We start from the raw sequence: 20,331 nt of genomic DNA, 5'->3' as shown, positions 1-20,331 counted from the left end.
ACAGTCAGGCCATGGCGTTCAAAGTGGAGATGGTCACCTTCGACTGTGCGGCCCCCGCAGAGCTGGCCGACTGGTGGGCCGCGCAATTCGGCGGCAGCGTGCATGCGCTGATGCCGGGAGAGTTCTTCGTGGTGAACATGACCGAAGGCGTGAACCTGGGCTTCCAGAAGGTTGACCAGCCGACCCCGGGAAAGAACCGGCTGCACTTGGACTTCCATCTGGAAGGTGACATCGAGCCGGAGGTGGATCGGCTCAAGGCTGCCGGCGCGACGGAAACCGAGCGGCACGCCTTCGGGTATGAAGCGCGTTGGGTGGTGTTGGCCGACCCCGAGGGCAACGCGTTCTGTATCGCCGGCGCGGCGTGAACCAAAGGAGAAGCTAATGGCCGATATTCGACTGGGCGCGGTCTCGATCGACTGCGCCGATCCGATTGAGCTGTCCGGTTTTTACCAGAAGATGTTGGAGCTGGAGGAGATGTTCTCCACCCCGGAATTCGTCGCGCTCAAGGGTTCGGGCGTGCTGTTGACGTTCCAGCGCGTGGCGGACCATCGTCCGGCAAGCTGGCCCGACGGACCCGTGCCCAAGCAGTTGCACCTGGAATTGGCGGTCGACGACCTTGCCGCCGCCGAAACCCGGATCCTGGGACTCGGTGCCACCAAAGCCGAAGTTCAGCCTAACCCGGATAGTTGGCGGGTACTGATCGACCCGGCCGGTCACCCGTTCTGCATAACCACCTTGATCCCGGATTAGGACTACTGGCCGGCCTGCTGCTCGACCAGCAGGCCTTGCTGCTCAGCCTGCTGAGCTTCTTGCTGGGCCAGTTCGTTCTGTTCTTCGGCCTGCTGTTGCGAGGCGATCATCTGCTGCTCGTCGATCAATTGCTGCTGGGTCTGATCGTCGGAGTCGTCAAGCAATCGGACGTTGGTTGTGACCGACCGCTCGGACTCGGCACGCCAGGCGGTTGACGCGACCAGAATCGCGCCGGCGCATATGACCACCAGCGCCACCACCACGGCAAACACCGCGACGGTGGGCCGGCTGACACCGATGTGGAGTTTCATCTGGCCACACTAAATCCGCTGGTTAAGGCCCGGGTTTGTGTTGGTTAGCTGCCAGCTGTGAGTGCAGTCGGGTAGTAGTCGTCGTCGCTCTCTAGACTGTTTCCGTGACTGGTAACGCACCCGAAGTGGACACCGTCGAGCGCGCCGCAGCATCCGCCGATCAGCCGCAGCCCTACCGCGAGCTTGGTCTCAAGGACGACGAGTACCAGCGCATCCGCGAGATCCTGGGCCGGCGCCCCACCGACGCCGAGCTCGCCATGTACTCGGTCATGTGGAGCGAGCACTGCTCCTACAAATCCTCCAAGGTGCATCTGCGCTACTTCGGGGAGACCACCACCGATGAGATGCGGGCCGGCATGCTGGCCGGAATCGGCGAGAACGCCGGCGTCGTCGACATCGGTGATGGCTGGGCCGTCACCTTCAAGGTCGAAAGCCACAACCACCCGTCGTACGTCGAGCCCTACCAGGGCGCGGCCACCGGCGTCGGCGGCATCGTCCGCGACATCATGGCCATGGGTGCCCGGCCGGTCGCCGTCATGGACCAGCTGCGCTTCGGCGCGGCCGACGCACCCGACACCCGCCGGGTGCTCGACGGCGTAGTCCGCGGCATCGGCGGCTACGGAAACTCGTTGGGGCTGCCCAACATTGGTGGCGAGACCATTTTCGACCCGTCGTACGCCGGCAACCCGTTGGTGAACGCGCTGTGTGTCGGCGCGCTGCGCAAGGAAGACCTGCACCTGGCATTCGCGTCGGGTACCGGCAACAAGATCATCCTGTTCGGTGCGCGCACCGGACTGGACGGCATCGGCGGTGTCTCGGTCCTGGCGTCGGACACGTTCTCGGGGGACGAGTCCGGGGCCGGCCGCAAGAAGCTGCCCTCGGTTCAGGTCGGTGACCCGTTCACTGAAAAGGTGCTGATCGAGTGCTGTCTGGAGCTGTACGCAGCCCATTTGGTGGTCGGCATCCAGGACCTGGGTGGTGCCGGATTGTCTTGCGCCACTTCAGAATTGGCATCCGCCGGTGACGGTGGCATGCACATCGAACTGGACCAGGTGCCGCTGCGCGCTACCGGCATGACCCCGGCCGAAGTGCTCTCCAGTGAATCGCAGGAGCGCATGTGCGCCGTCGTCACACCGGAGAACGTCGATGCCTTCATGGCCGTCTGCCGCAAGTGGGACGTGCTGGCCACCGTCATCGGTGAGGTCACCGACGGCGACCGACTGCGCATCACGTGGCACGGCGAGACCGTCGTCGATGTGCCGCCGCGAACCGTCGCCCACGAGGGCCCGGTCTACCAGCGGCCGGTGCAGCGCCCGGACAGTCAGGACGCGCTGATCGCCGACACCTCGGCGAAGCTGCCGCGGCCCAAGACCGGCGATGAGCTCAAGGCCACCCTGCTGCAGCTCGTGGGCAGCCCGCACCTGTGCAGCCGGGCTTTCATCACCGAGCAGTACGACCGCTACGTCCGCGGCAACACCGTGCTGGCCGAACATGCCGACGGCGGCGTGCTGCGCATCGATGAGACCACTGGCCGCGGCATCGCCGTCTCGACCGACGCGTCGGGCCGCTACACCCAGCTCGACCCGTACACCGGTGCGCAGCTGGCGCTGGCCGAGGCGTACCGGAATGTCGCGGTCACCGGCGCCACTCCGGTCGCCGTCACCAACTGCCTCAACTTCGGCTCCCCGGAGGACCCGGGTGTTATGTGGCAGTTCTCGATGGCCGTGCGTGGTCTCGCCGATGGCTGTGCGGCCCTTGGCATTCCGGTCACCGGCGGCAACGTCAGCTTCTACAACCAGACCGGGTCGACGGCGATCCTGCCGACCCCGGTGGTCGGGGTGCTGGGCGTGATCGACGATGTGCACCGCCGTATCCCGACCGGCTTCGGCACCGAACCGGGGGAGACGCTGATCCTGCTCGGCGACACCCACGACGAGTTCGACGGCTCGGTGTGGGCCCAGGTGACCGGCGACCACCTCGGCGGCGTGCCGCCCAAGGTCGACCTGGCCCGGGAGAAGCTGATCGCCGAGGTGCTGACCGCCGGTTCGCGCGACGGGCTGCTGTCCGCGGCGCATGACTTGAGCGAGGGCGGGCTGATCCAGGCCGTCGTCGAGGCGGCGCTGGCCGGCGAGACCGGTTGCCGGGTCCTGCTGCCCTCCGGATGTGAATCAGCCGCCGACGCCTTTGTTCAACTGTTCTCCGAATCGTCGGGCCGGGTGCTGGTCGCTGTCCCGCGCACCGAGGAGAGCCGGTTCATGGCGATGTGCGAAGCGCGTGAGCTACCGGCTGTTCGCATCGGCGTGGTGGATTCGGGCAGCGATTCCGTGGAGGTGCAGGGGCATTTCAGCGTCACGCTCGACGAACTGCGCGGGGTGTCCGAATCCGTGCTGCCCGCATTGTTCTCCCATGAGTGAGTTGTGCATGAAGAGGTGCGCTCAGCGCACCAAATCGTGCACAGATCGCTGATGGTCGGGCGTAAGGCACCGGAGCCGGGCCAGACCCGGGCCGCGGTGCTGCGGCTGGCCGACTGGCTGCGTGACCCAGGCGCCGAGGCCCCGGACCGCATCGCCCTGGCTGAGGCCACCCGCTTGACGGCCCGCACCCTGGCCGCTGTCGCACCGGGGGCCTCCGTCGAACTCAGGGTGCCGCCGTTTGTTGCGGTGCAATGCATTTCGGGGCTCAGTCACACTCGCGGCAATCCGCCGAACGTGGTCGAGACAGACCCGCGCACGTGGCTGCTGCTCGCGACCGGGCAACTCACCATGACCGAAGCCGTCGACGGGGGCGTGCTGCAGATGTCTGGATCACGAGCCGGCGAGGTGGCCGACTGGTTGCCGCTGGTGACACTGGACTGACAAAAGTGTGACTGACACGTGAACGGCTGCGGTTGCTGTCGACCCTGGTCTTCCCCGTAGACTGGCTACAGTCACCCAACCGCCCCTACGGAGCACCCATATCGTGACCTGCGAAGAGACTGAAAACGATCCACGCGAGGAATGCGGCGTCTTCGGGGTTTGGGCTCCTGGCGAGGATGTGGCAAAACTCACTTACTACGGCCTTTATGCGCTACAGCACAGAGGACAGGAAGCGGCAGGCATCGCCGTGGCCGACGGATCCCAGATTCTGGTATTCAAGGATCTCGGTCTGGTCAGCCAGGTTTTCGACGAGCAGACCCTGGCCGCCATGCACGGCCACGTCGCCGTCGGACACTGCCGATACTCCACCACCGGCTCGACCACGTGGGAGAACGCGCAGCCGGTGTTCCGCAACACCGCAGCCGGCACCGGAGTTGCCCTGGGCCACAACGGAAACCTGGTCAACACCGCTGAGTTGGCCGCCCGGGCACGGGAATCCGGACTGATCAATTCGCGTGGCACTGTATCGGCCACCACAGACTCGGACATCCTGGGCGCTCTGCTGGCCCACGGAGCGGCCGACGCGACGCTGGAACAGGCCGCCCTGGACCTGCTGCCCACCGTGCGCGGAGCGTTCTGCCTGACCTTCATGGACGAGAACACCCTGTATGCCGCCCGTGACCCGTATGGCGTGCGCCCGCTGTCGCTGGGCCGGCTGGACCGCGGTTGGGTGGTGGCCTCCGAGACCGCCGCGCTGGACATCGTCGGTGCCTCGTTCGTCCGCGACATCGAGCCCGGCGAGCTGCTGGCCATCGACGCCGACGGCGTCCGTTCCACGCGGTTCGCCAACCCTGAGCCCAAGAACTGCGTCTTCGAGTACGTCTACCTGGCTCGCCCGGACAGCACCATCGCCGGCCGGTCTGTGCACGCAGCCCGCGTCGATATCGGTCGCCGGCTGGCCCGGGAGAAGCCGGTCGAGGCCGACCTGGTGATCGGTGTGCCGGAATCCGGCGTCCCCGCTGCGGTTGGCTACGCGCAGGAATCGGGCGTGCCGTTCGGTCAGGGTCTGATGAAGAACGCCTACGTCGGCCGCACCTTCATCCAGCCGTCTCAGACTATTCGGCAGCTGGGTATTCGACTCAAGCTCAACCCGCTCAAGGAAGTCATCCGCGGCAAGAGGCTGATCGTGGTGGACGACTCGATCGTCCGCGGTAACACCCAACGTGCTCTGATCCGCATGCTGCGTGAGGCAGGCGCCGTCGAGGTGCATGTTCGGATCGCGTCGCCGCCGGTCAAGTGGCCGTGTTTCTACGGCATCGACTTCGCCACCCCGGCCGAACTGATCGCCAACGCGGTTGAGGACGAAGGCGAGATGCTCGAGGCCGTCCGGCACGCCATCGGCGCCGACAGCCTGGGCTACATCAGCCTGCAGGGAATGATCGCGGCCACCGAGCAGCCTGCCAGCCGACTGTGCTCGGCCTGCTTCGACGGGAACTATCCGATCGAGCTGCCGGGCGAATCGGCGCTGGGCAAGAACGTCGTCGAACACATGCTGGCCTCGGCGGCCCGCAACGGAATGCCGCTGGCGTCCGACAACGACAACGTATCGGCGCTCCGACGTCCTTGACGGCTCAGCCGTCGTGACGTCCTTGACGGCTCGGCCGTCGTGGCGTCCTTGACGGCTCGGCCGTCGTGGCGTCCTTGACGGCTCGGCCGCAGTCGCCTTTCCGCGACGGCCCAGCCGCGTCTCACCGCCCCGACCGCATTGCCTGCTGTTCGGGTTGGACCGGTAGCCTTGAGGCCGATGACTAGCCAGGATGAGCGAGCTGAATCGATCGGCGCTTCCTACGCAGCAGCGGGGGTCGACATCGAGGCCGGCGATCGCGCCGTCGAACTGTTCAAACCCCATGCCAAGCGGGCAACCCGCCCCGAGGTGCGCGGCGGGCTCGGCGGCTTCGCCGGGCTGTTCAGCCTGAAAGCCGGATACCGTGAGCCGCTGCTGGCGTCCTCGACCGACGGGGTTGGCACCAAGCTCGCAGTGGCGCAGGCCATGGATAAGCACGACACGGTCGGTATCGACCTGGTGGCGATGGTGGTTGACGACCTCGTGGTGTGCGGAGCCGAGCCGCTGTTCCTACAGGACTACATTGCGGTCGGTCGTACCGTGCCCGAGCGGGTTGCCGAGATCGTCTCCGGCATCGCCGAGGGCTGCGTGCAGGCCGGCTGTGCGCTGCTGGGCGGCGAGACCGCCGAGCATCCCGGCCTGATGGAGCCGGACCATTACGACATCTCGGCCACCGGAGTCGGCGTCGTTGAAGCCGACGACCTGCTGGGCCCCGAACGGGTCAAGCCTGGCGATGTGATCATCGCGATGGCGGCGACCGGCTTGCACTCCAACGGCTACTCGCTGGCTCGCAAGGTGCTGCTGGACATCGATCGCATGAACCTGACCGCTCATGTTGAAGAGTTCGGCCGCACTCTGGGTGAGGAACTGCTTGAACCCACGCGGATCTACGCCAAGGACTGCCTGGCACTGGCCGCCGAGACCCAGGTGCGCACCTTCTGCCACGTCACCGGTGGCGGACTGGCCGGCAACCTCGAGCGGGTCATCCCGCACGGGCTGGTCGCCGAACTGGACCGGGGCACCTGGACGCCGGCACCGGTGTTCCAGATGATCGCCCAGCGCGGCCGCGTCCAGCGTGCCGAGATGGAGAAGACCTTCAACATGGGTGTCGGCATGGTCGCCGTCGTCGCGCCGGAGGACACCGACCGCGCGCTGGCGATTCTGACCGCACGTCACTTGAACTGCTGGACCCTGGGCACCGTCAAGAAGGGCGGCAAGGGCAGCGTCCGAGCTGAACTGGTAGGCCAGCACCCGCGATTCTGACCTTCGGGTCAGTTGCGGGCGCTGGACCTGCAATCGGTGACTAATGACGCCAGTCGTCGTCGGGTACGGCCCAGCGGCCGGCCGAATCGTGTTCGAGATCGTCATCAAGATCGTCATCAAGGTTGCCGTGAGCGCCACCGTTAAATCCAACGGGGTCATTCGACAGCTCCCTTTGCAGCCGACCGAAATCGGTCTGCGGTGAGCTGTACTTAAGGTCACGAGCAACCTTGGTCTGCTTTGCCTTTGCCCGGCCGCGGCCCATGGGGGACCCCCTCGCGCAATAACGGAGCGGCCCGGTGTTCAGGCGGCTCCGATCTGAGTGTGTTTATTGTCCTGCCAACACCTTACCGTGCCGGGCGCGGTGATGCTGGAAGGCCACCCTCACCGGCACGCAGTCGCTCCACTGCCAGGCGGCCGGCACCGACTCCATCGTCGGTCGGAAGCGAGTCCGCATCGATCACTGCGGGTACCTCGACGTCCCCGCCCGTGGTCAGGGCGGTGTCGGCGGGCACGGCGCGCTTGATCAGAGCCAGCGCGATCGGACCGAGGTCGACATGGTCGGCGACGGTGCCCAGCCGGCCGACCGCACGGCCGCCAGCCAGCACCGGGTCACCCGTCGTAGGCCGGTCGGAGCCACCGTCCAGATGCAGCAAGACCAGCATGCGGGGCGGCTTGCCCAGATTGTGGACCCGCGCCACGGTCTCCTGACCCCGGTAGCACCCCTTATCCAGATGCACGGCGCCGACGCCGGGGCCACCGATCCAGCCGACTTCGTGGGGGATGGTGCGCTCGTCGGTGTCGACGCCCAGCCGCGGTATCCGGGCGGCCGCGCGCAGCGCTTCGTAGGCCCAGACACCGGCAGGCCGTACGCCGGCCTGAGCGAGCCGCTGCAGCCACTGCACCTTCTCAGCGCGCGGTACCACCAGATCCAGCTGCTGCGGGCCGACGCGGCGCACAAAACCGCCGTCCGGCAGGGCTGCGGCGCGCCACTCGTCGGCCGGGGCCGGCAGGTCCAATTCGTTGGCCGCCGGGCCGAGCAGTGAAAGCACCGCCAAATCCGTCGGCGTCACCTCGACCTTCGACCAGAACACCATCTTGCGCAGAAAGTCAGCCAGCGGTTGCCCACGCCAGGACTCGGTGTCCAGGGTGGTGGCGTCATTCAGTTCAGTCTGCTGCCAGTGGTCTTCGACCCGGCCCTGTCCATCCAGGCTCAGGTTCTGCACGACGGCGCCGTCGTGCAGCGCGCTGACATGTTGGCTGGAGATGCTGTGCAGCCAGGTCTGACGGTCGGCGCCGGTCAGTTCGATGGTGGCGCGGTGGCCGCGGTCGACCACGACGGCCTCGGTGGTGGCGGCGCGTTGTTCCCCCAGTGGGTCGCCGTAGTGCCAGACTGCGCCGGCGTCAGGCCCGGATTCAGGGGCGGGAACTGCATTCATGACCTCAGGCTAACCTCGTCGTCGTGTCAGCCTCGGATGCCGTCGTCGCGCTTGAGGGCTGCACGGCCGAGGTGTGCGCCGACGACCCGGTATTCACGCGGGGCGATGGAGTGTTCGAGACGCTGCTGGTGCGTGCGGGACGCGTGTGCCTGCTGGACGAGCACCTGCGGCGGTTGGCCGAATCGGCCGCGCTGGTCGGGCTCCGATGCCCTGACAAACAGTTGTGGCGCGCCGCCGCTGATGCTGCCGTCAGCCGCAGGACGGTGACGGGGGAGGCCGTACTGCGGCTGATTCTCGGGCGGGGTGCGGTGACCCCGGTGGCTTTCGCGATGGTGTCGGAGTTGTCGGCTCGCGTGGCAACAGTGCGGCGGGCCGGTGTCGTAGCGGTGACACTGCGCCGGCCACGTTGGCCGTTGGCGACCGCGAAATCGCTTTCCTACGCGGCGAACTCGGCTGCGGTGCGGTATGCCGCAGATTTGGGCGCCGAGGATGTCGTATTTCTGGACCTGGACGGTGCCGTGCTGGAAGGGCCGCGGTCGGCCGTGGTAATTGCGATGCCCGGTACCGGCATCGACGCAAAACCCATTCTGGTGACACCGGATTCGCCCGCTATCTTGCCGTCGACCACCCAGAAGGCACTGTTCGCCGCGGCTACGGCGCGCGGTATCGAGTGCTGTTACCGACGGCTCGAACTCGCGGATCTGATGGCGGCACAAGGGCTTTGGTTGTTGTCGAGCATCACCCTCGCGGCCCGGGTGCACACCCTCGACGGCGTGGAGTTGGCTGGGTCGCCGTTCGACGGTCTGATTCGTGAACTGATCGACGTCGGGATAGGTGGTGGGGGCGCTGACAGGGCGAAAAATCGGTTGTAGCCCCTGGTGAGCGGGAGTACGGTCGCACGTACACAGGGAAGGAGGTGGTCCGACAAATTGATAGCTTTGAGGACATGTGAGGTGGCTGCTAGCTAGTAGCGCGGGGCTATTCGCCTGAGCGCGCTCGCGAATACCCGCAGCCACCCGGCCCCCGAGCCTTCCGGTCTGTCCAACCAGGAACCACGGCTCGGGGGCCGCTCCATTTCTGGAGCGGCTCAGTGCATCTGAGCGGTAGCGCCGAGATCGACGAAATGGCCGCTTCTACCCGAACTTTGCGGCCCGCTTGTCCGTTTGGTCGGGAAGTCAGCCGACGTAGCGGGAGAGGCGGGCTGACAGGTGCGGGGTCAGACCACCGTCGGCGTCGACCCGCTCCTCGACATAGGCCAGGTCGCCGTTCTCGATGATCCCGTAGAGCCGCTTGGCCCCGCCGACCAGCATGCCCGACTTACTGCGGGCCAGTGCGTCGGTGGCCAGCTCCCACGAGGCCTGGTTCAGCGGGCCGCCGTAGAACAATTCGACGTAGCCGGCCGAGTGCGCCAGCAGCAACTCGATGGCCTGGGACTCGTCCGCGCCTGCCGGATCGGTCGGGTCGTTGACGAAGCGCCAGAAACCTGTCTCGCGTAGGCCCGGGCCGGCGTAGCCGCCGGAATCGTCCAGCCGCCAGGACCGGGCGTCCCAATTCAGATAATCGTCGCCGTTGTGCGACACGATGATCTGCTGGCCGAACCGGTAGTCGCCGTGAGCGTCGCGGCCCTCGCCTTCGCCACGCCAGACGCCCACAAGCGGCAACAGCGCCAGCAGTGCGTCGTTGAAGTGGGCACCCTCACGTAGGTTGGCGGTGTCAGCCGGCAGCGGCAGGTCGTCGAAGCCGGGGACGTTGCGTGCGGCCGTAGCCTTGGCGCGCTCGGCCGCGGCCGCGATCGCACGGTCACCTGACCCGGTGACCACTCCGGACTCAGCGTCCGGGGCGTTGGGGACGTCGGGGCCTTCGGTCGTCACGACTCGTCGGTGATCAGCCGGTAGAGCGCGTACAACGCGAACCAGGTGATGGCCACCGAGGCCGCGACCAGCATGATCTCGAAGAAAAGAACCACGGGTGGAGTCTAGTTCGTCGGTACTCGGTGGGCCGAATTGGTCACCTCAAACGCAGAGAACGGGCGCATTTGCACCTGTCGACACAGTGTGTCCGGGTACAAACACGCCCGCTCGCGAAAGACGGGGTACTGCAGTCAGGTCGGGTCAGGCGTGCGCGCGGGCACGCTCCTCAGCGGCTCGTGCCTCGCCTTGATCGTCGATCGTCGCTAGGCGACCTTGACGTCGACCTCGTGGATGCCCGCGCCGGACGGTGCGACCACCGCGTCGCCGTTGCCGAACTTGGACAGCGCACGAAGCGTCCAGGTGCCGGGAGCGGCGAAGAACCGGAAGTCACCGGTGGCCGACGCGACGACCTCGGCGGTGAACTCGTCCGTGCTGTCCAGCAGGCGCACGAACGCACCGCCGACAGGCTGGCCCGAGCCGTCGACGACGCGGCCGGTGATCACGGTTTCCTTCTCCAGGTCAACGCTGGCCGGCAGCGTCAGGCCTTGCTTGGGTGCAGAGCACATATCAATTTCCCAACTCGATCGGGGCACCCACCAGGGAGCCGTATTCGGTCCAACTGCCGTCGTAGTTCTTAACGTTCTTGTGTCCGAGCAATTCCTGGAGAACAAACCAGGTGTGCGACGAGCGCTCACCGATCCGGCAGTAGGCGATGGTCTCTCTCTCGCCGTCCAGGCCGGCGTCGGCGTACAGCTTGGCCAACTCCTCGTCGGACTTGAAGGTGCCGTCGTCGTTGGCGGCCCTGCTCCACGGCACGTTGATGGCGCCGGGGACGTGGCCGGGGCGCTGGCTCTGCTCCTGCGGCAGGTGGGCAGGGGCCAGAATCTTGCCCGAGAACTCGTCGGGGGACCGGACGTCGACCAGGTTCTTGTTGTTGATCGCGGCGATCACGTCGTCCCGGAAGGCGCGGATGCTGTTGTCCAGCGGCGCGGCGGTGTACGAAGTGGCCGCGCGCGGGGTCGTTTCTTTGACCAATGGACGGTCATCGAGCTCCCAGCGCTTGCGGCCACCGTCGAGCAGCTTGACGTCAGCGTGGCCGTACAGCTTGAAGTACCAGTACGCGTAGGCCGCGAACCAGTTGTTGTTGCCGCCGTACAGGATCACGGTGTCGTCGTTGCTGATGCCCTTGTCGCTCAACAACTTCGAGAACTGCTGCTGGTCGATGAAGTCGCGCTTCACGGCGTCCTGCAGATCGTCGCGCCAGTCGAGCTTGACGGCGCCGGGGATGTGACCTTCGTCGTCGTAGGCCGCGGTGTTCTCGTCGACCTCGACGAACACCACGCCGGCGGTGTTGAGGTTGTTCTCGGCCCACTCGGTCGAGACCAGGACGTCAGAACGTGCCATGTACGAATTCCTTTCGGTTGCTCAGATGCAGAGGTCAGGTGGGTTGGGCGGTAGGGATGGTCGAGCGGCGCAGCCGCGCCACCAACGGGTAGATCTGGCAGCCCAGGCAGATGCCGAAGGCCGCGTTGAGGAATGCCGCGATCAAGGCGAACGCGGTAGCGGTCAGACCCAGCGCAGTGATGCCGGCGCCGAAACCGACCGCACCGGCCACCGCGAACAGCAACCCGACCAGCTGGGCGAACTTCAGCGGCGGAATCGGTTCTTTCTCGGTCACCGGGCCTAATCGGGGCGCAACAAGCGTGGCGAAGATGCGGCCGTACGGGTGCTTGCGAGGCCCGCCTATGGCGCCGACGGCGAACACCACGGCCTGGAGGCCGAGCACGACGGCGGCTGCGGCCGGACTGGCGGCTGACACCAGCAGTGCTACGACCAGCACGGCGGTGGTCACCCAGGCGGCGGAACGCGGACCGCGCACGTCAACCTGCTGGGGCTGGCCTGCGGGGGAATTGTTCGACATGGAAGTGCTCCTGTTGTTGGAAGGTGTGTGGGCGTGCCACAGGGGCCAGCTGGGAGCGCGGCGCAAAACTACGGCGCGGCTGCTCAGCGGCTGCAACAACAACAGCAACAACCCGCAATGCGGCACAGATCTACTGCGCGGCGGTGGGTGAGCCGGAGCTCGAGGCGGGTCGACACGGCAGAGAGCTTACCTAAAGACACAGTGATCAAGCCAACAGCGGCTGCAAGGCCGACCGCAGATCAGCGGCCTTGGGCACGCCTGCGGTGCGGTACCGCTGTCGGCCGTCGGCGTCGAAGGCGAATGTCGTCGGCAGGGACAGCACCGACAGCCGTCGTGCCGCAACAGGATTGGCGTCCATGTCGATCTCGACGTGGGCCACCCCGAGTTCGTCACACACTTGGTCGACCACTCGGCGCACCGCCACGCACGGTCCGCACCAGGTTGCGCTGAAATGCACCACAGTCGGGCCGGTGGTGGACAGGCCCAGATCAGAATGGTCGATTTCGGCGTCCGATTCGGCCGGCTGGACCTCCCGGACCAACCCGGCCCGCAGGGTCAGCAGGCGGCCGATCACATACGCGACGCCGAAGGCCGCCACCAGGACCGTCAGCACCAGAACAACAGTGGAACTCATGACTGTCTGAACCCATCGAGTGGCACGGTTACTCCCGTGGCGACGCCCTCGATGATGACGTCCGAACCTCGGGCTCCCTCACTGGTGGGCGCCAGTCCGAACGGCAGCTTCATGCCCGGCATGGTAATGCTGAAGGCGCGCAGGACAGCGGCCTTCTGGTCGTCGGGCACAGGTTGGTCGGCGGTGCCCGGACCGGTCAGCACCTCGGTCGCTGTCATCACCAGGTTGGTGTGGTCGGCGCCGGTGATGGACAGATCGACGGAGACGCTGACCCGCTTGTCGGAGCCGGGGGTGGGCGGAGTTCCGGTGAACACCAGTCCGTGGCTCTCGGAGATGCCGGATTCGGTGGTGCCGCCGGTGGCATTGTTGGTGTCCTTGGTGGGCGCCTCCACCAACAGATCGTTGATGCCCATGAAACGTCCGATGTGGGTGGAGTCGACGATGATCCGACTCTCCACTTTCGCGGCCGACAGGGTGGCGTCGGGGCCGATGAGCCAGGACGCCGGGGTGGCGGTCATGTCGTACAGCGTGGACTCCAGCGACGCCTTGCCGACCACGGGGTGAGTGACGCCGCCGGCTTTGATCTCCACCTGACGGTAGGTCTGGTGCAATGCCTGCGGGATGAACGGGAAACTGATGATCGCGACCCACGGATCGAACTGAAGGTGTGCCGCAGTACGGACGCTCCGGGCCATCCGGTACTCGGCGAAGATGGCGAAACCGAAGTCGGTGCCCACAGCCAGTAACAGCAGCGCAGATAGCGAGACGAGAAGCCGGACCAGCACCTTGCGCATCCGGACATTCTGGACCACGCGGTCCTCGCCTCGGGGCTGCAAGGGTCAGCGTCGCGGTTCTGCGCCGCTAAATCGCAGGTGGCACGCTATCGTTAGGTCATCTTGGTCGGCAACGGCCACGTGCAAGACATGAATCTCCGGCGCTGATCGGGACACCGAAGCCGCGACAACGCGGTCGTGGCGGGGAACTGCAACAGCTCTCGGGCGTACTGGAGGACCGTTGGATCTTCTACTTCTGACCGTCGACCCGCATCCCGAAGCGGTGCTGCCCGCGCTGGCACTGCTGCCGCACAACGTCCGGCCCGCCCCGGCCGAAGTGTCCGCACTGCTGGAAGCCGGCAATGCCGACGTGGCGATCGTCGACGCCCGAACCGATCTGGCCGCCGCCCGCGGGCTGTGTCGCCTGCTGGGCAGCACAGGGGCGTCCGTTCCTGTTGTGGCAGTGGTCAACGAGGGCGGCCTGGTGGCGGTCAACGTGGAATGGGGCATTAACGAAATCCTGCTGCCCGGCACCGGCCCGGCCGAGATCGATGCCCGATTGCGGTTGCTGGTGGGCCGGCGCAACGGGGTTGCCGACCAGCAGAGCGCCGGCAAGATCACCCTGGGCGAGTTGGTCATCGACGAGGGCACCTACACCGCGCGACTGCGCGGTAAACCGTTGGACCTGACCTACAAGGAATTCGAACTGCTGAAGTACCTGGCCCAGCACGCCGGCCGGGTGTTCACCCGGGCCCAGCTGCTCCAGGAAGTGTGGGGCTATGACTTCTTCGGCGGCACCCGCACCGTCGATGTGCACGTCCGACGACTGCGCGCCAAGCTCGGCCCGGACTATGAATCACTGATCGGGACCGTCCGCAACGTCGGGTACAAAGCGGTCCGTCCGTCGCGCGGCCGTTCTCCCAGCGCCACTCCCGCGGACGAACTGGACGACGACGACGGCGCGGACCCGGCCGATTTCGATGGCGCTCCCGAGCCCCGCCAGTCCATGCCCGCACAGTGACGGCCATCGACTGGCGCACCCCACTGAGCTCCGAGGACCAGGCGGATATCCGTGCGCTCATCGCTGCTGCGACCGCAGCTGACGGCGTCGCCCCCGTCGGCGACCAGGTGTTGCGCGAACTTCCCCTGGACCGCACCCGGCACCTGTTGGCGCACGAAGACGGCACGCTGGTCGGCTATCTGAACCTGGCGTCGGGGATGGCCGAGGCGACTGTTGCGCCCGACGCGCGGCGCCGCGGGATCGGTGCGGAACTGATCCGTACCGGGTTGGCCGCCGGGGGACCGGGCACCCAGATCTGGGCGCACGGCAACCTGGCCTCCGCGCAGGCGACGGCCTCCGCACTCGGTTTGGTCGCTGTGCGCGAACTTCTGCAGATGCGTCGGTCGCTGGCCGATCTGCCGCCGATGCCCGACGGGCCGCCGCTGGTCACCTATCCCGGACCCGATGCCGACGACGAAATGCTGCGAGTCAACAACGCCGCCTTCTCTTGGCATCCGGAGCAGGGTGGCTGGACCGAAGCCGACCTCGCCGAGCGCCGGGCCGAACCATGGTTCGACCCCAAAGGTCTGTTCTTGGCTTATGAGGATCAGCGATTGCTGGGATTTCACTGGACCAAAGTCCACTCTGCCTCTGCCGGCGAGCCCGAACTGGGCGAGGTTTACATCGTCGGGGTGGACCCGGCAGCGCAGGGTCGCGGTTTAGGGGCCGTGCTGACCCTGGCTGGTCTACATCACTTGGCTGACGTGCTGGGTTCGGCAGGAACGGTGTTGCTGTATGTGGAGGCCGACAACGTCGCGGCGGTGAAAACCTACCGGCGCCTCGGATTCGAGGTCTACCGCGCCGATGTTGCCTATTCGCGCAGCTAGCGGACAATTTAGGGCAGTGCACAGGTCTGCCTGACGCCATCGAGGTGTTCGTCAAAACAGTGGGTGCGGTGCCGATGACAGGGCGCTCCCAGTTTGGTTCATCTTCCGTTCATGGTGATAGCGGTGGACGTTCACAGTGGTTGCCTACGTTTTGGTGCCGGACGGAGACCGATCCGCCCAGCGGAGCGTCTGTTTCGTGCTCGGCCTAAACCGGTGACGCAGACGAAGCGGTCGTCACCCCAACTCTGTGAGGGAGTTCTGTGAAGCTCAATCGATTGGCCGTTTCCGTGAGCTTGCTGGCTGCCGGTGCGGTGGCGTTGTCGGGCTGCGGCAGCGACAACAACAACAACAACGCCTCATCGGGCGGAGCCAACGCCGCGGCCGGCGGTTCGACGTCCAAGGTCGAATGTGGTGGCAAGAAGACGCTCAAGGCCAGCGGTTCGACCGCTCAGTCCAACGCGATGACCCGGTTCATCAACGCCTACGAGCAGGCTTGCCCGGGCTACACCCTGAACTACACGTCCAATGGCTCGGGTGCCGGTGTCAGTGAATTCGTCGGCAACCAGACCGATTTCGGTGGTTCGGACTCGCCGCTGAACGCCAAGAAGGGCGAGTACGACAAGGCCAAGGCCCGCTGCGGCTCGGACGCGTGGAACCTGCCGGTGGTGTTCGGCCCGATCGCCGTCACCTACAACGTGCCCGGCGTCAGCTCGTTGGCGCTCGACGGTCCGACCGCGGCGAAGATCTTCAACGGCACCATCAAGACCTGGAACGACCCGGCCATCGCGGCACTGAACAAGGGTGTGACCCTGCCGGCCGACCCGATCCACGTCGTCTTCCGCAGTGACGAGTCCGGCACCACCGACAACTTCCAGAAGTACCTGGACGCGGCGTCAGACGGAGCCTGGGGCAAGGGCGCGGGCAAGGCGTTCGCCGGCGGTATCGGTGAAGGCGCCAAGGGCAACGAGGGCACCTCCGCGGCGATCAAGGGCACTCCGGGTTCGATCACCTACAACGAGTGGTCGTTCGCCAGGGCGCAGAACCTGGCCACCGCCAAGATCATCACCTCGGCCGGACCGGACGCGGTCGACATCAGCACCGAGTCGGTGGGCAAGACCATCGCCGGGGCCAAGGTCAAGGGCCAGGGCAACGACCTGGTGCTCGACACCGCCACGTTCTACAAGCCCACGCAGGCCGGTTCCTACCCGATCGTGCTGGCCACCTACCAGATCGTGTGCTCGAAGTACGCTGATGGCGACACCAGCAAGGCTGTCAGGGCATTCCTGACGTCGACAATCGGTGCGGGCCAGACCGGATTGAGCGACAATGGCTACATTCCGTTGCCTGCTGAGTTCCAGGCGAAACTGTCCACGGCGATCAACGCCATCTCTTGATTTGAGTTCACATGGCACTGCAGCCCGATATCTCGGGATCCCAGCGGGTGCCGTCCTCAGGGGCGGCACCCGCGAAGCGGGAAGCTTCACCGATGCCTGATGCGTCGGAATCTCCCATGAGGTCAGCGACCGGTCGCGGCACCGGACATCTTGGTGACAGGTTGTTCAAAGCGGTCGCGGTGGCTGCCGGTTCCACCATCGTCATCGCCATTGCGCTAATCGCCATCTTCCTCTTGGTTCAGGCGGTGCCATCGTTGATGGCCAACCACGACAACTTCTTCACCAGCAGTCGGTTCCTCACCTCGGACAGCGAGCACTTGGCGTTCGGTATCGCCGACCTGTTCATGGTTACCGTGCTGAGTTCGGCGTTTGCCTTGTCCCTGGCGGTGCCGGTGGCGATCGGAATCGCCCTGTTCTTGACGCATTACGCCCCGGCGCGGCTGTCGCGGCCGTTCGCTATCGTCGTCGACCTGCTGGCCGCGGTGCCCTCCATCATTTTCGGGCTGTGGGGCATCTTCGTGCTGGCGCCACAGATCAAGCCGGTGGCGGCGTTCCTCAATCGCAACCTGGACTGGTTGTTCCTGTTCAAACAGGGCAACGTGTCGCTGGCAGGTGGCGGCACGATCTTCACCGCCGGCATCGTCCTTGCGGTGATGATCCTGCCGATCATCACCTCGGTAAGCCGGGAAGTGTTCCGCCAGACCCCAATCCCGCACATCGAGGCCGCGCAAGCCCTGGGCGCCACCAAATGGGAAGTAGTGCGCCTGACGGTGCTGCCGTTCGGCCGCAGCGGTGTGATCGCCGCGGCCATGCTGGGGTTGGGCCGCGCTCTTGGTGAAACCGTCGCGGTGTTGATCATTCTGCGGTCGGCAGCCAAAGCCGGGCACTGGTCGCTGTTCGACGGCGGATACACATTCGCGTCCAAGATCGCCTCGGCGGCAGCCGAATTCAGCGCCCCGCTGCCCACCGGGGCCTACATCGCGGCCGGTTTCGTGCTGTTTGCGCTGACGTTCGCAGTCAATGCCACCGCCCGGGCCATCGCCGGATCGAAAGTGAACTGAGAATGTCTACCGCGACACTGCAGGAACCGATCAAAGGCCCGACGCTCTATCCGACCAGCACCAACCGCAAGGTCAAGAACGCTGTCGCCACCACCGCGGTCACGGCCGCATTCGGGATCGCGCTGATCCCACTGGTGTGGGTGCTGTACATCGTCATCGAGCGGGGCTGGCACGCCATCATCACCGTGCACTGGTGGACCCGGTCACTGCAAGGGGTGCTGCCCGAACAGTTCGCCGGCGGCGTTTACCACGCGCTTTACGGCACCGTTGTGCAAGCCAGTATCGCTGCGGTACTGGCGATCCCGCTCGGAGTGATGGCCGCGGTGTACCTGGTCGAGTACGGCGGAAGCCGCTTGGCCCGCACCACCACGTTCATGGTGGACGTGCTGGCTGGCGTGCCCTCGATCGTGGCGGCGCTGTTCATCTTCAGCCTGTGGATCACCACCCTGGGCTTCCACCAGAGCGCCTTCGCTGTGTCCTTGGCGCTGGTGCTGCTGATGCTGCCTGTTGTGGTGCGCTCCACTGAGGAGATGCTCAAGCTGGTCCCCAACGATCTGCGCGAAGCCAGCTATGCGCTCGGCATCCCCAAATGGAAGACCATCGTGCACATCGTGGTACCCACGGCGCTGCCGGGCATCATCACCGGCGTTCTGTTATCGCTCGCGCGCATCATCGGCGAGACAGCCCCCGTGCTGGTGCTGGTCGGTTACGCCCGCTCGATCAACTTCGATGTGTTCGACGGCAACATGGCCTCCCTCCCACTGCTGATCTACACCGAGCTGATCAACCCGCAGCCCGCCGGTCAGCTGCGGGTGTGGGGCGCGGCGCTCACACTGATCATCGTCGTCGCCATCCTGATCCTGGCGGCCGCCGCGGCAACCCGGCTGCTTACCCGTAAACGCTGATTCGACAGGAACCCTGGTCATGGCAAAACGTATCGACCTCAAAGACGTCAACATCTACTACGGCACCTTTCACGCCGTCGCCGATGTCTCGCTGTCCGTGCCGCCACGGAGCGTCACCGCGTTCATCGGCCCGTCCGGCTGTGGCAAGTCCACGGTACTGCGGTCGCTGAACCGCATGCACGAGGTCATCCCGGGGGCACGGGTGGAAGGTTCAGTTCTGCTCGACGGCGAGGACATCTACGCCCCCGGTATCGATCCGGTAGGTGTACGTCGCACCATCGGCATGGTCTTCCAGCGGCCGAATCCGTTCCCCACCATGTCGATTCGCGACAACGTGGTTGCCGGACTGAAACTGCAGGGCATGCGCAATAAGAAGTCCCTCGACGAGACCGCCGAGAGATCGCTCAAGGGCGCGAACCTCTGGAACGAGGTCAAGGACCGCCTGGACAAGCCGGGGTCGGGCCTCTCGGGTGGTCAGCAGCAGCGGTTGTGTATCGCCCGCGCGATTGCAGTACAGCCCGACGTGCTGCTGATGGACGAGCCGTGTTCGGCGCTGGATCCGATTTCGACGTTGGCCATCGAGGACCTCGTCGCCGAACTCAAGCAGGACTACACCATCGTGATAGTGACCCACAACATGCAGCAGGCCGCGCGGGTCAGCGATCAGACCGCGTTCTTCAACTTGGAGGCCACCGGTAAGCCGGGTCGGTTGATCGAGATCGACGACACCGAGAAGATGTTCTCCAATCCGGGCAAGAAGGCGACAGAGGACTACATTTCGGGCCGGTTCGGATAGCCGCACCGGCGGCGGTCGGTCGGGGGCGGATCGGCCGCACGAACGGCACGAAAGGATGGGCAGCAGGAGTTGACCATCGAGGAGCGGCCAGCGGGTGCGCAAAAGGGGGCAGGCACTCACCGCGCAGCGTTGGGTGCCTCGCGCGGCAGTCTCGTGCTCTCCGAAACGGACCCAGCCATCGCCGACGACCTGATCGCTGACGCCGCCCGCGCAGGCATCGGCACCACCTGGTGCCGCAACGGAGCCGATACCCTGCTGACTGTCGGCGCCGAGGTTCCCGACGTCCTGGTGATCGCGGTCAGAACATCGACCGTCGATGCGGCCAGCATCACCGCGGCAGTGCGGGCGTTATCGGATCTGCCGATCCTGGTCGGTGCCGCACCTGGCGAAGATGATCTGACCCGACCGGTGCTGGCAGCCGGGGCTTCCGCCGTTATCGCCCGCCCGTACGACATCGCCACCATTGCCCGGTTCGCCCTCGCCGGCGTGTCCGAGCCCAGAATGTTGGTCGCTGGACCGATCCACGTCGATCTATACCGCTATGAAACACAGGTCCGGGGCCGTGAAGTGCAGCTGACCCAGCGGGAATTGGAACTCCTGGTTTTTCTCATCGAGCAACGCGGCAAAGTCGCCAGCAGCGAAGAGATCAGCCGCGCGGTATGGGGCCGCCCGTCGGACACCAACACCGTGGCAGTGCACGTCAAACGACTGCGCAGCAAGCTCGGCAACGACCCCGAACACGGCGAGTTCATCCGCACCATTCGGGGGGTCGGATACCGGCTGGCGCCGTCAATCTGCGCCTGAACGACCG

General features: G+C 65.9%; 23 protein-coding genes. 14 read left to right on the top strand and 9 right to left on the bottom strand.

The window, feature by feature from the left end:
- Positions 1–11 precede the first annotated feature (11 nt).
- Together M2432_RS03805 and M2432_RS03800 are read left to right on the top strand one after the other, a co-directional pair.
- Entirely contained in the window at positions 12–365 is a 354-nt protein-coding gene (locus M2432_RS03805; RefSeq protein ID WP_280825427.1) for a VOC family protein, read from the top strand.
- 16 nt (positions 366–381) lie between these two features.
- Positions 382–750 carry a VOC family protein gene (locus M2432_RS03800; protein ID WP_280825426.1) on the top strand — a complete coding sequence of 123 codons (369 nt, stop codon included), beginning with the start codon at positions 382–384 and terminating at the stop codon, positions 748–750.
- Positions 751–752: 2 nt separating this feature from the next.
- Here the strand turns inward: M2432_RS03800 and M2432_RS03795 are convergent, their stop codons facing one another.
- Positions 753–1,061, bottom strand: coding sequence for a hypothetical protein (locus M2432_RS03795; protein WP_280825425.1), 309 nt, complete (start codon positions 1,059–1,061; stop codon positions 753–755).
- Positions 1,062–1,186: 125 nt separating this feature from the next.
- Here M2432_RS03795 and purL point away from each other — a divergent pair, with 125 nt between their 5' ends.
- The 4 genes from purL (at position 1,187) to purM (ending at position 6,803) form a co-directional block, all read left to right on the top strand.
- The gene (gene purL / locus M2432_RS03790; protein ID WP_280825736.1) at positions 1,187–3,475 is read left to right on the top strand and encodes a phosphoribosylformylglycinamidine synthase subunit PurL; all 2,289 of its coding nucleotides are present in this window, start codon (positions 1,187–1,189) and stop codon (positions 3,473–3,475) included.
- A gap of 51 nt (positions 3,476–3,526) precedes the next feature.
- Positions 3,527–3,916, top strand: a complete 390-nt coding sequence (locus M2432_RS03785; protein ID WP_280825424.1) for a sterol carrier family protein — start codon at positions 3,527–3,529, stop codon at positions 3,914–3,916.
- A 103-nt stretch (positions 3,917–4,019) separates the two neighbouring features.
- A complete protein-coding gene (purF, locus tag M2432_RS03780; RefSeq protein WP_280825423.1) occupies positions 4,020–5,543 on the top strand; it encodes an amidophosphoribosyltransferase in 1,524 nt (507 codons plus the stop codon).
- A gap of 177 nt (positions 5,544–5,720) precedes the next feature.
- Positions 5,721–6,803, top strand: coding sequence for a phosphoribosylformylglycinamidine cyclo-ligase (purM, locus tag M2432_RS03775; RefSeq protein WP_280825422.1), 1,083 nt, complete (start codon positions 5,721–5,723; stop codon positions 6,801–6,803).
- Positions 6,804–6,843: 40 nt separating this feature from the next.
- Here the strand turns inward: purM and M2432_RS03770 are convergent, their stop codons facing one another.
- Positions 6,844–7,065, bottom strand: coding sequence for a DUF3073 domain-containing protein (locus M2432_RS03770; protein ID WP_280825421.1), 222 nt, complete (start codon positions 7,063–7,065; stop codon positions 6,844–6,846).
- 82 nt (positions 7,066–7,147) lie between these two features.
- On the bottom strand, positions 7,148–8,239 hold the full coding sequence (locus tag M2432_RS03765) for a folate-binding protein YgfZ (protein WP_280825420.1): 1,092 nt from the start codon (positions 8,237–8,239) through the stop codon (positions 7,148–7,150).
- Between the two features lie 23 nt (positions 8,240–8,262).
- Between M2432_RS03765 and M2432_RS03760 the strand changes: the two genes are divergently transcribed.
- Positions 8,263–9,111: an aminotransferase class IV gene (locus tag M2432_RS03760; RefSeq protein ID WP_280825419.1), complete on the top strand. Its 849-nt coding sequence runs from the start codon at positions 8,263–8,265 to the stop codon at positions 9,109–9,111.
- 303 nt (positions 9,112–9,414) lie between these two features.
- On the opposite strand, the gene M2432_RS03755 is transcribed toward M2432_RS03760, so the two are convergent.
- The 6 genes from M2432_RS03755 to lmeA form a co-directional block, all read right to left on the bottom strand.
- Positions 9,415–10,059: an FABP family protein gene (locus M2432_RS03755; RefSeq protein WP_280825735.1), complete on the bottom strand. Its 645-nt coding sequence runs from the start codon at positions 10,057–10,059 to the stop codon at positions 9,415–9,417.
- A gap of 353 nt (positions 10,060–10,412) precedes the next feature.
- Entirely contained in the window at positions 10,413–10,715 is a 303-nt protein-coding gene (locus M2432_RS03750) for a DUF1416 domain-containing protein (RefSeq protein WP_280825418.1), read from the bottom strand.
- Position 10,716: 1 nt separating this feature from the next.
- Complete coding sequence (locus tag M2432_RS03745) at positions 10,717–11,553, bottom strand: sulfurtransferase (RefSeq protein ID WP_280825417.1); 837 nt, start codon at positions 11,551–11,553, stop codon at positions 10,717–10,719.
- A gap of 34 nt (positions 11,554–11,587) precedes the next feature.
- On the bottom strand, positions 11,588–12,070 hold the full coding sequence (locus M2432_RS03740) for a DUF4395 domain-containing protein (protein WP_280825416.1): 483 nt from the start codon (positions 12,068–12,070) through the stop codon (positions 11,588–11,590).
- Positions 12,071–12,275: 205 nt separating this feature from the next.
- Positions 12,276–12,704 carry a thioredoxin family protein gene (locus tag M2432_RS03735; protein ID WP_280825415.1) on the bottom strand — a complete coding sequence of 143 codons (429 nt, stop codon included), beginning with the start codon at positions 12,702–12,704 and terminating at the stop codon, positions 12,276–12,278.
- Positions 12,701–13,516: a mannan chain length control protein LmeA gene (lmeA, locus tag M2432_RS03730; RefSeq protein WP_280825414.1), complete on the bottom strand. Its 816-nt coding sequence runs from the start codon at positions 13,514–13,516 to the stop codon at positions 12,701–12,703. The genes M2432_RS03735 and lmeA overlap by 4 nt, the downstream gene beginning before the upstream one ends.
- 202 nt (positions 13,517–13,718) lie before the next feature.
- Between lmeA and M2432_RS03725 the strand changes: the two genes are divergently transcribed.
- The 7 genes from M2432_RS03725 to M2432_RS03695 all read left to right on the top strand — a co-directional run bounded on the left by M2432_RS03725 (position 13,719) and on the right by M2432_RS03695 (position 20,324).
- Positions 13,719–14,498, top strand: coding sequence for a response regulator transcription factor (locus tag M2432_RS03725; RefSeq protein ID WP_280825413.1), 780 nt, complete (start codon positions 13,719–13,721; stop codon positions 14,496–14,498).
- Positions 14,495–15,364, top strand: coding sequence for a mycothiol synthase (gene mshD / locus M2432_RS03720; protein ID WP_280825412.1), 870 nt, complete (start codon positions 14,495–14,497; stop codon positions 15,362–15,364). The genes M2432_RS03725 and mshD overlap by 4 nt, the downstream gene beginning before the upstream one ends.
- A gap of 260 nt (positions 15,365–15,624) precedes the next feature.
- Complete coding sequence (gene pstS, locus M2432_RS03715) at positions 15,625–16,758, top strand: phosphate ABC transporter substrate-binding protein PstS (protein ID WP_280825411.1); 1,134 nt, start codon at positions 15,625–15,627, stop codon at positions 16,756–16,758.
- A gap of 92 nt (positions 16,759–16,850) precedes the next feature.
- Positions 16,851–17,819, top strand: a complete 969-nt coding sequence (pstC, locus tag M2432_RS03710; protein ID WP_280825410.1) for a phosphate ABC transporter permease subunit PstC — start codon at positions 16,851–16,853, stop codon at positions 17,817–17,819.
- A 2-nt stretch (positions 17,820–17,821) separates the two neighbouring features.
- Complete coding sequence (pstA, locus tag M2432_RS03705) at positions 17,822–18,724, top strand: phosphate ABC transporter permease PstA (RefSeq protein WP_280825409.1); 903 nt, start codon at positions 17,822–17,824, stop codon at positions 18,722–18,724.
- A gap of 19 nt (positions 18,725–18,743) precedes the next feature.
- Positions 18,744–19,520 carry a phosphate ABC transporter ATP-binding protein PstB gene (pstB, locus tag M2432_RS03700; protein WP_280825408.1) on the top strand — a complete coding sequence of 259 codons (777 nt, stop codon included), beginning with the start codon at positions 18,744–18,746 and terminating at the stop codon, positions 19,518–19,520.
- 129 nt (positions 19,521–19,649) lie between these two features.
- Complete coding sequence (locus M2432_RS03695) at positions 19,650–20,324, top strand: response regulator transcription factor (protein ID WP_348536293.1); 675 nt, start codon at positions 19,650–19,652, stop codon at positions 20,322–20,324.
- Positions 20,325–20,331 lie beyond the last annotated feature (7 nt).

Origin of the sequence: Mycobacterium sp. OTB74 (assembly GCF_029892685.1) — a bacterium.
Classification (GTDB): Bacteria; Actinomycetota; Actinomycetes; order Mycobacteriales; family Mycobacteriaceae; genus Mycobacterium.
The sequence above is the reverse complement of the archived record's forward strand: the minus strand, read 5'-3'. Positions and strand labels throughout refer to the sequence as shown.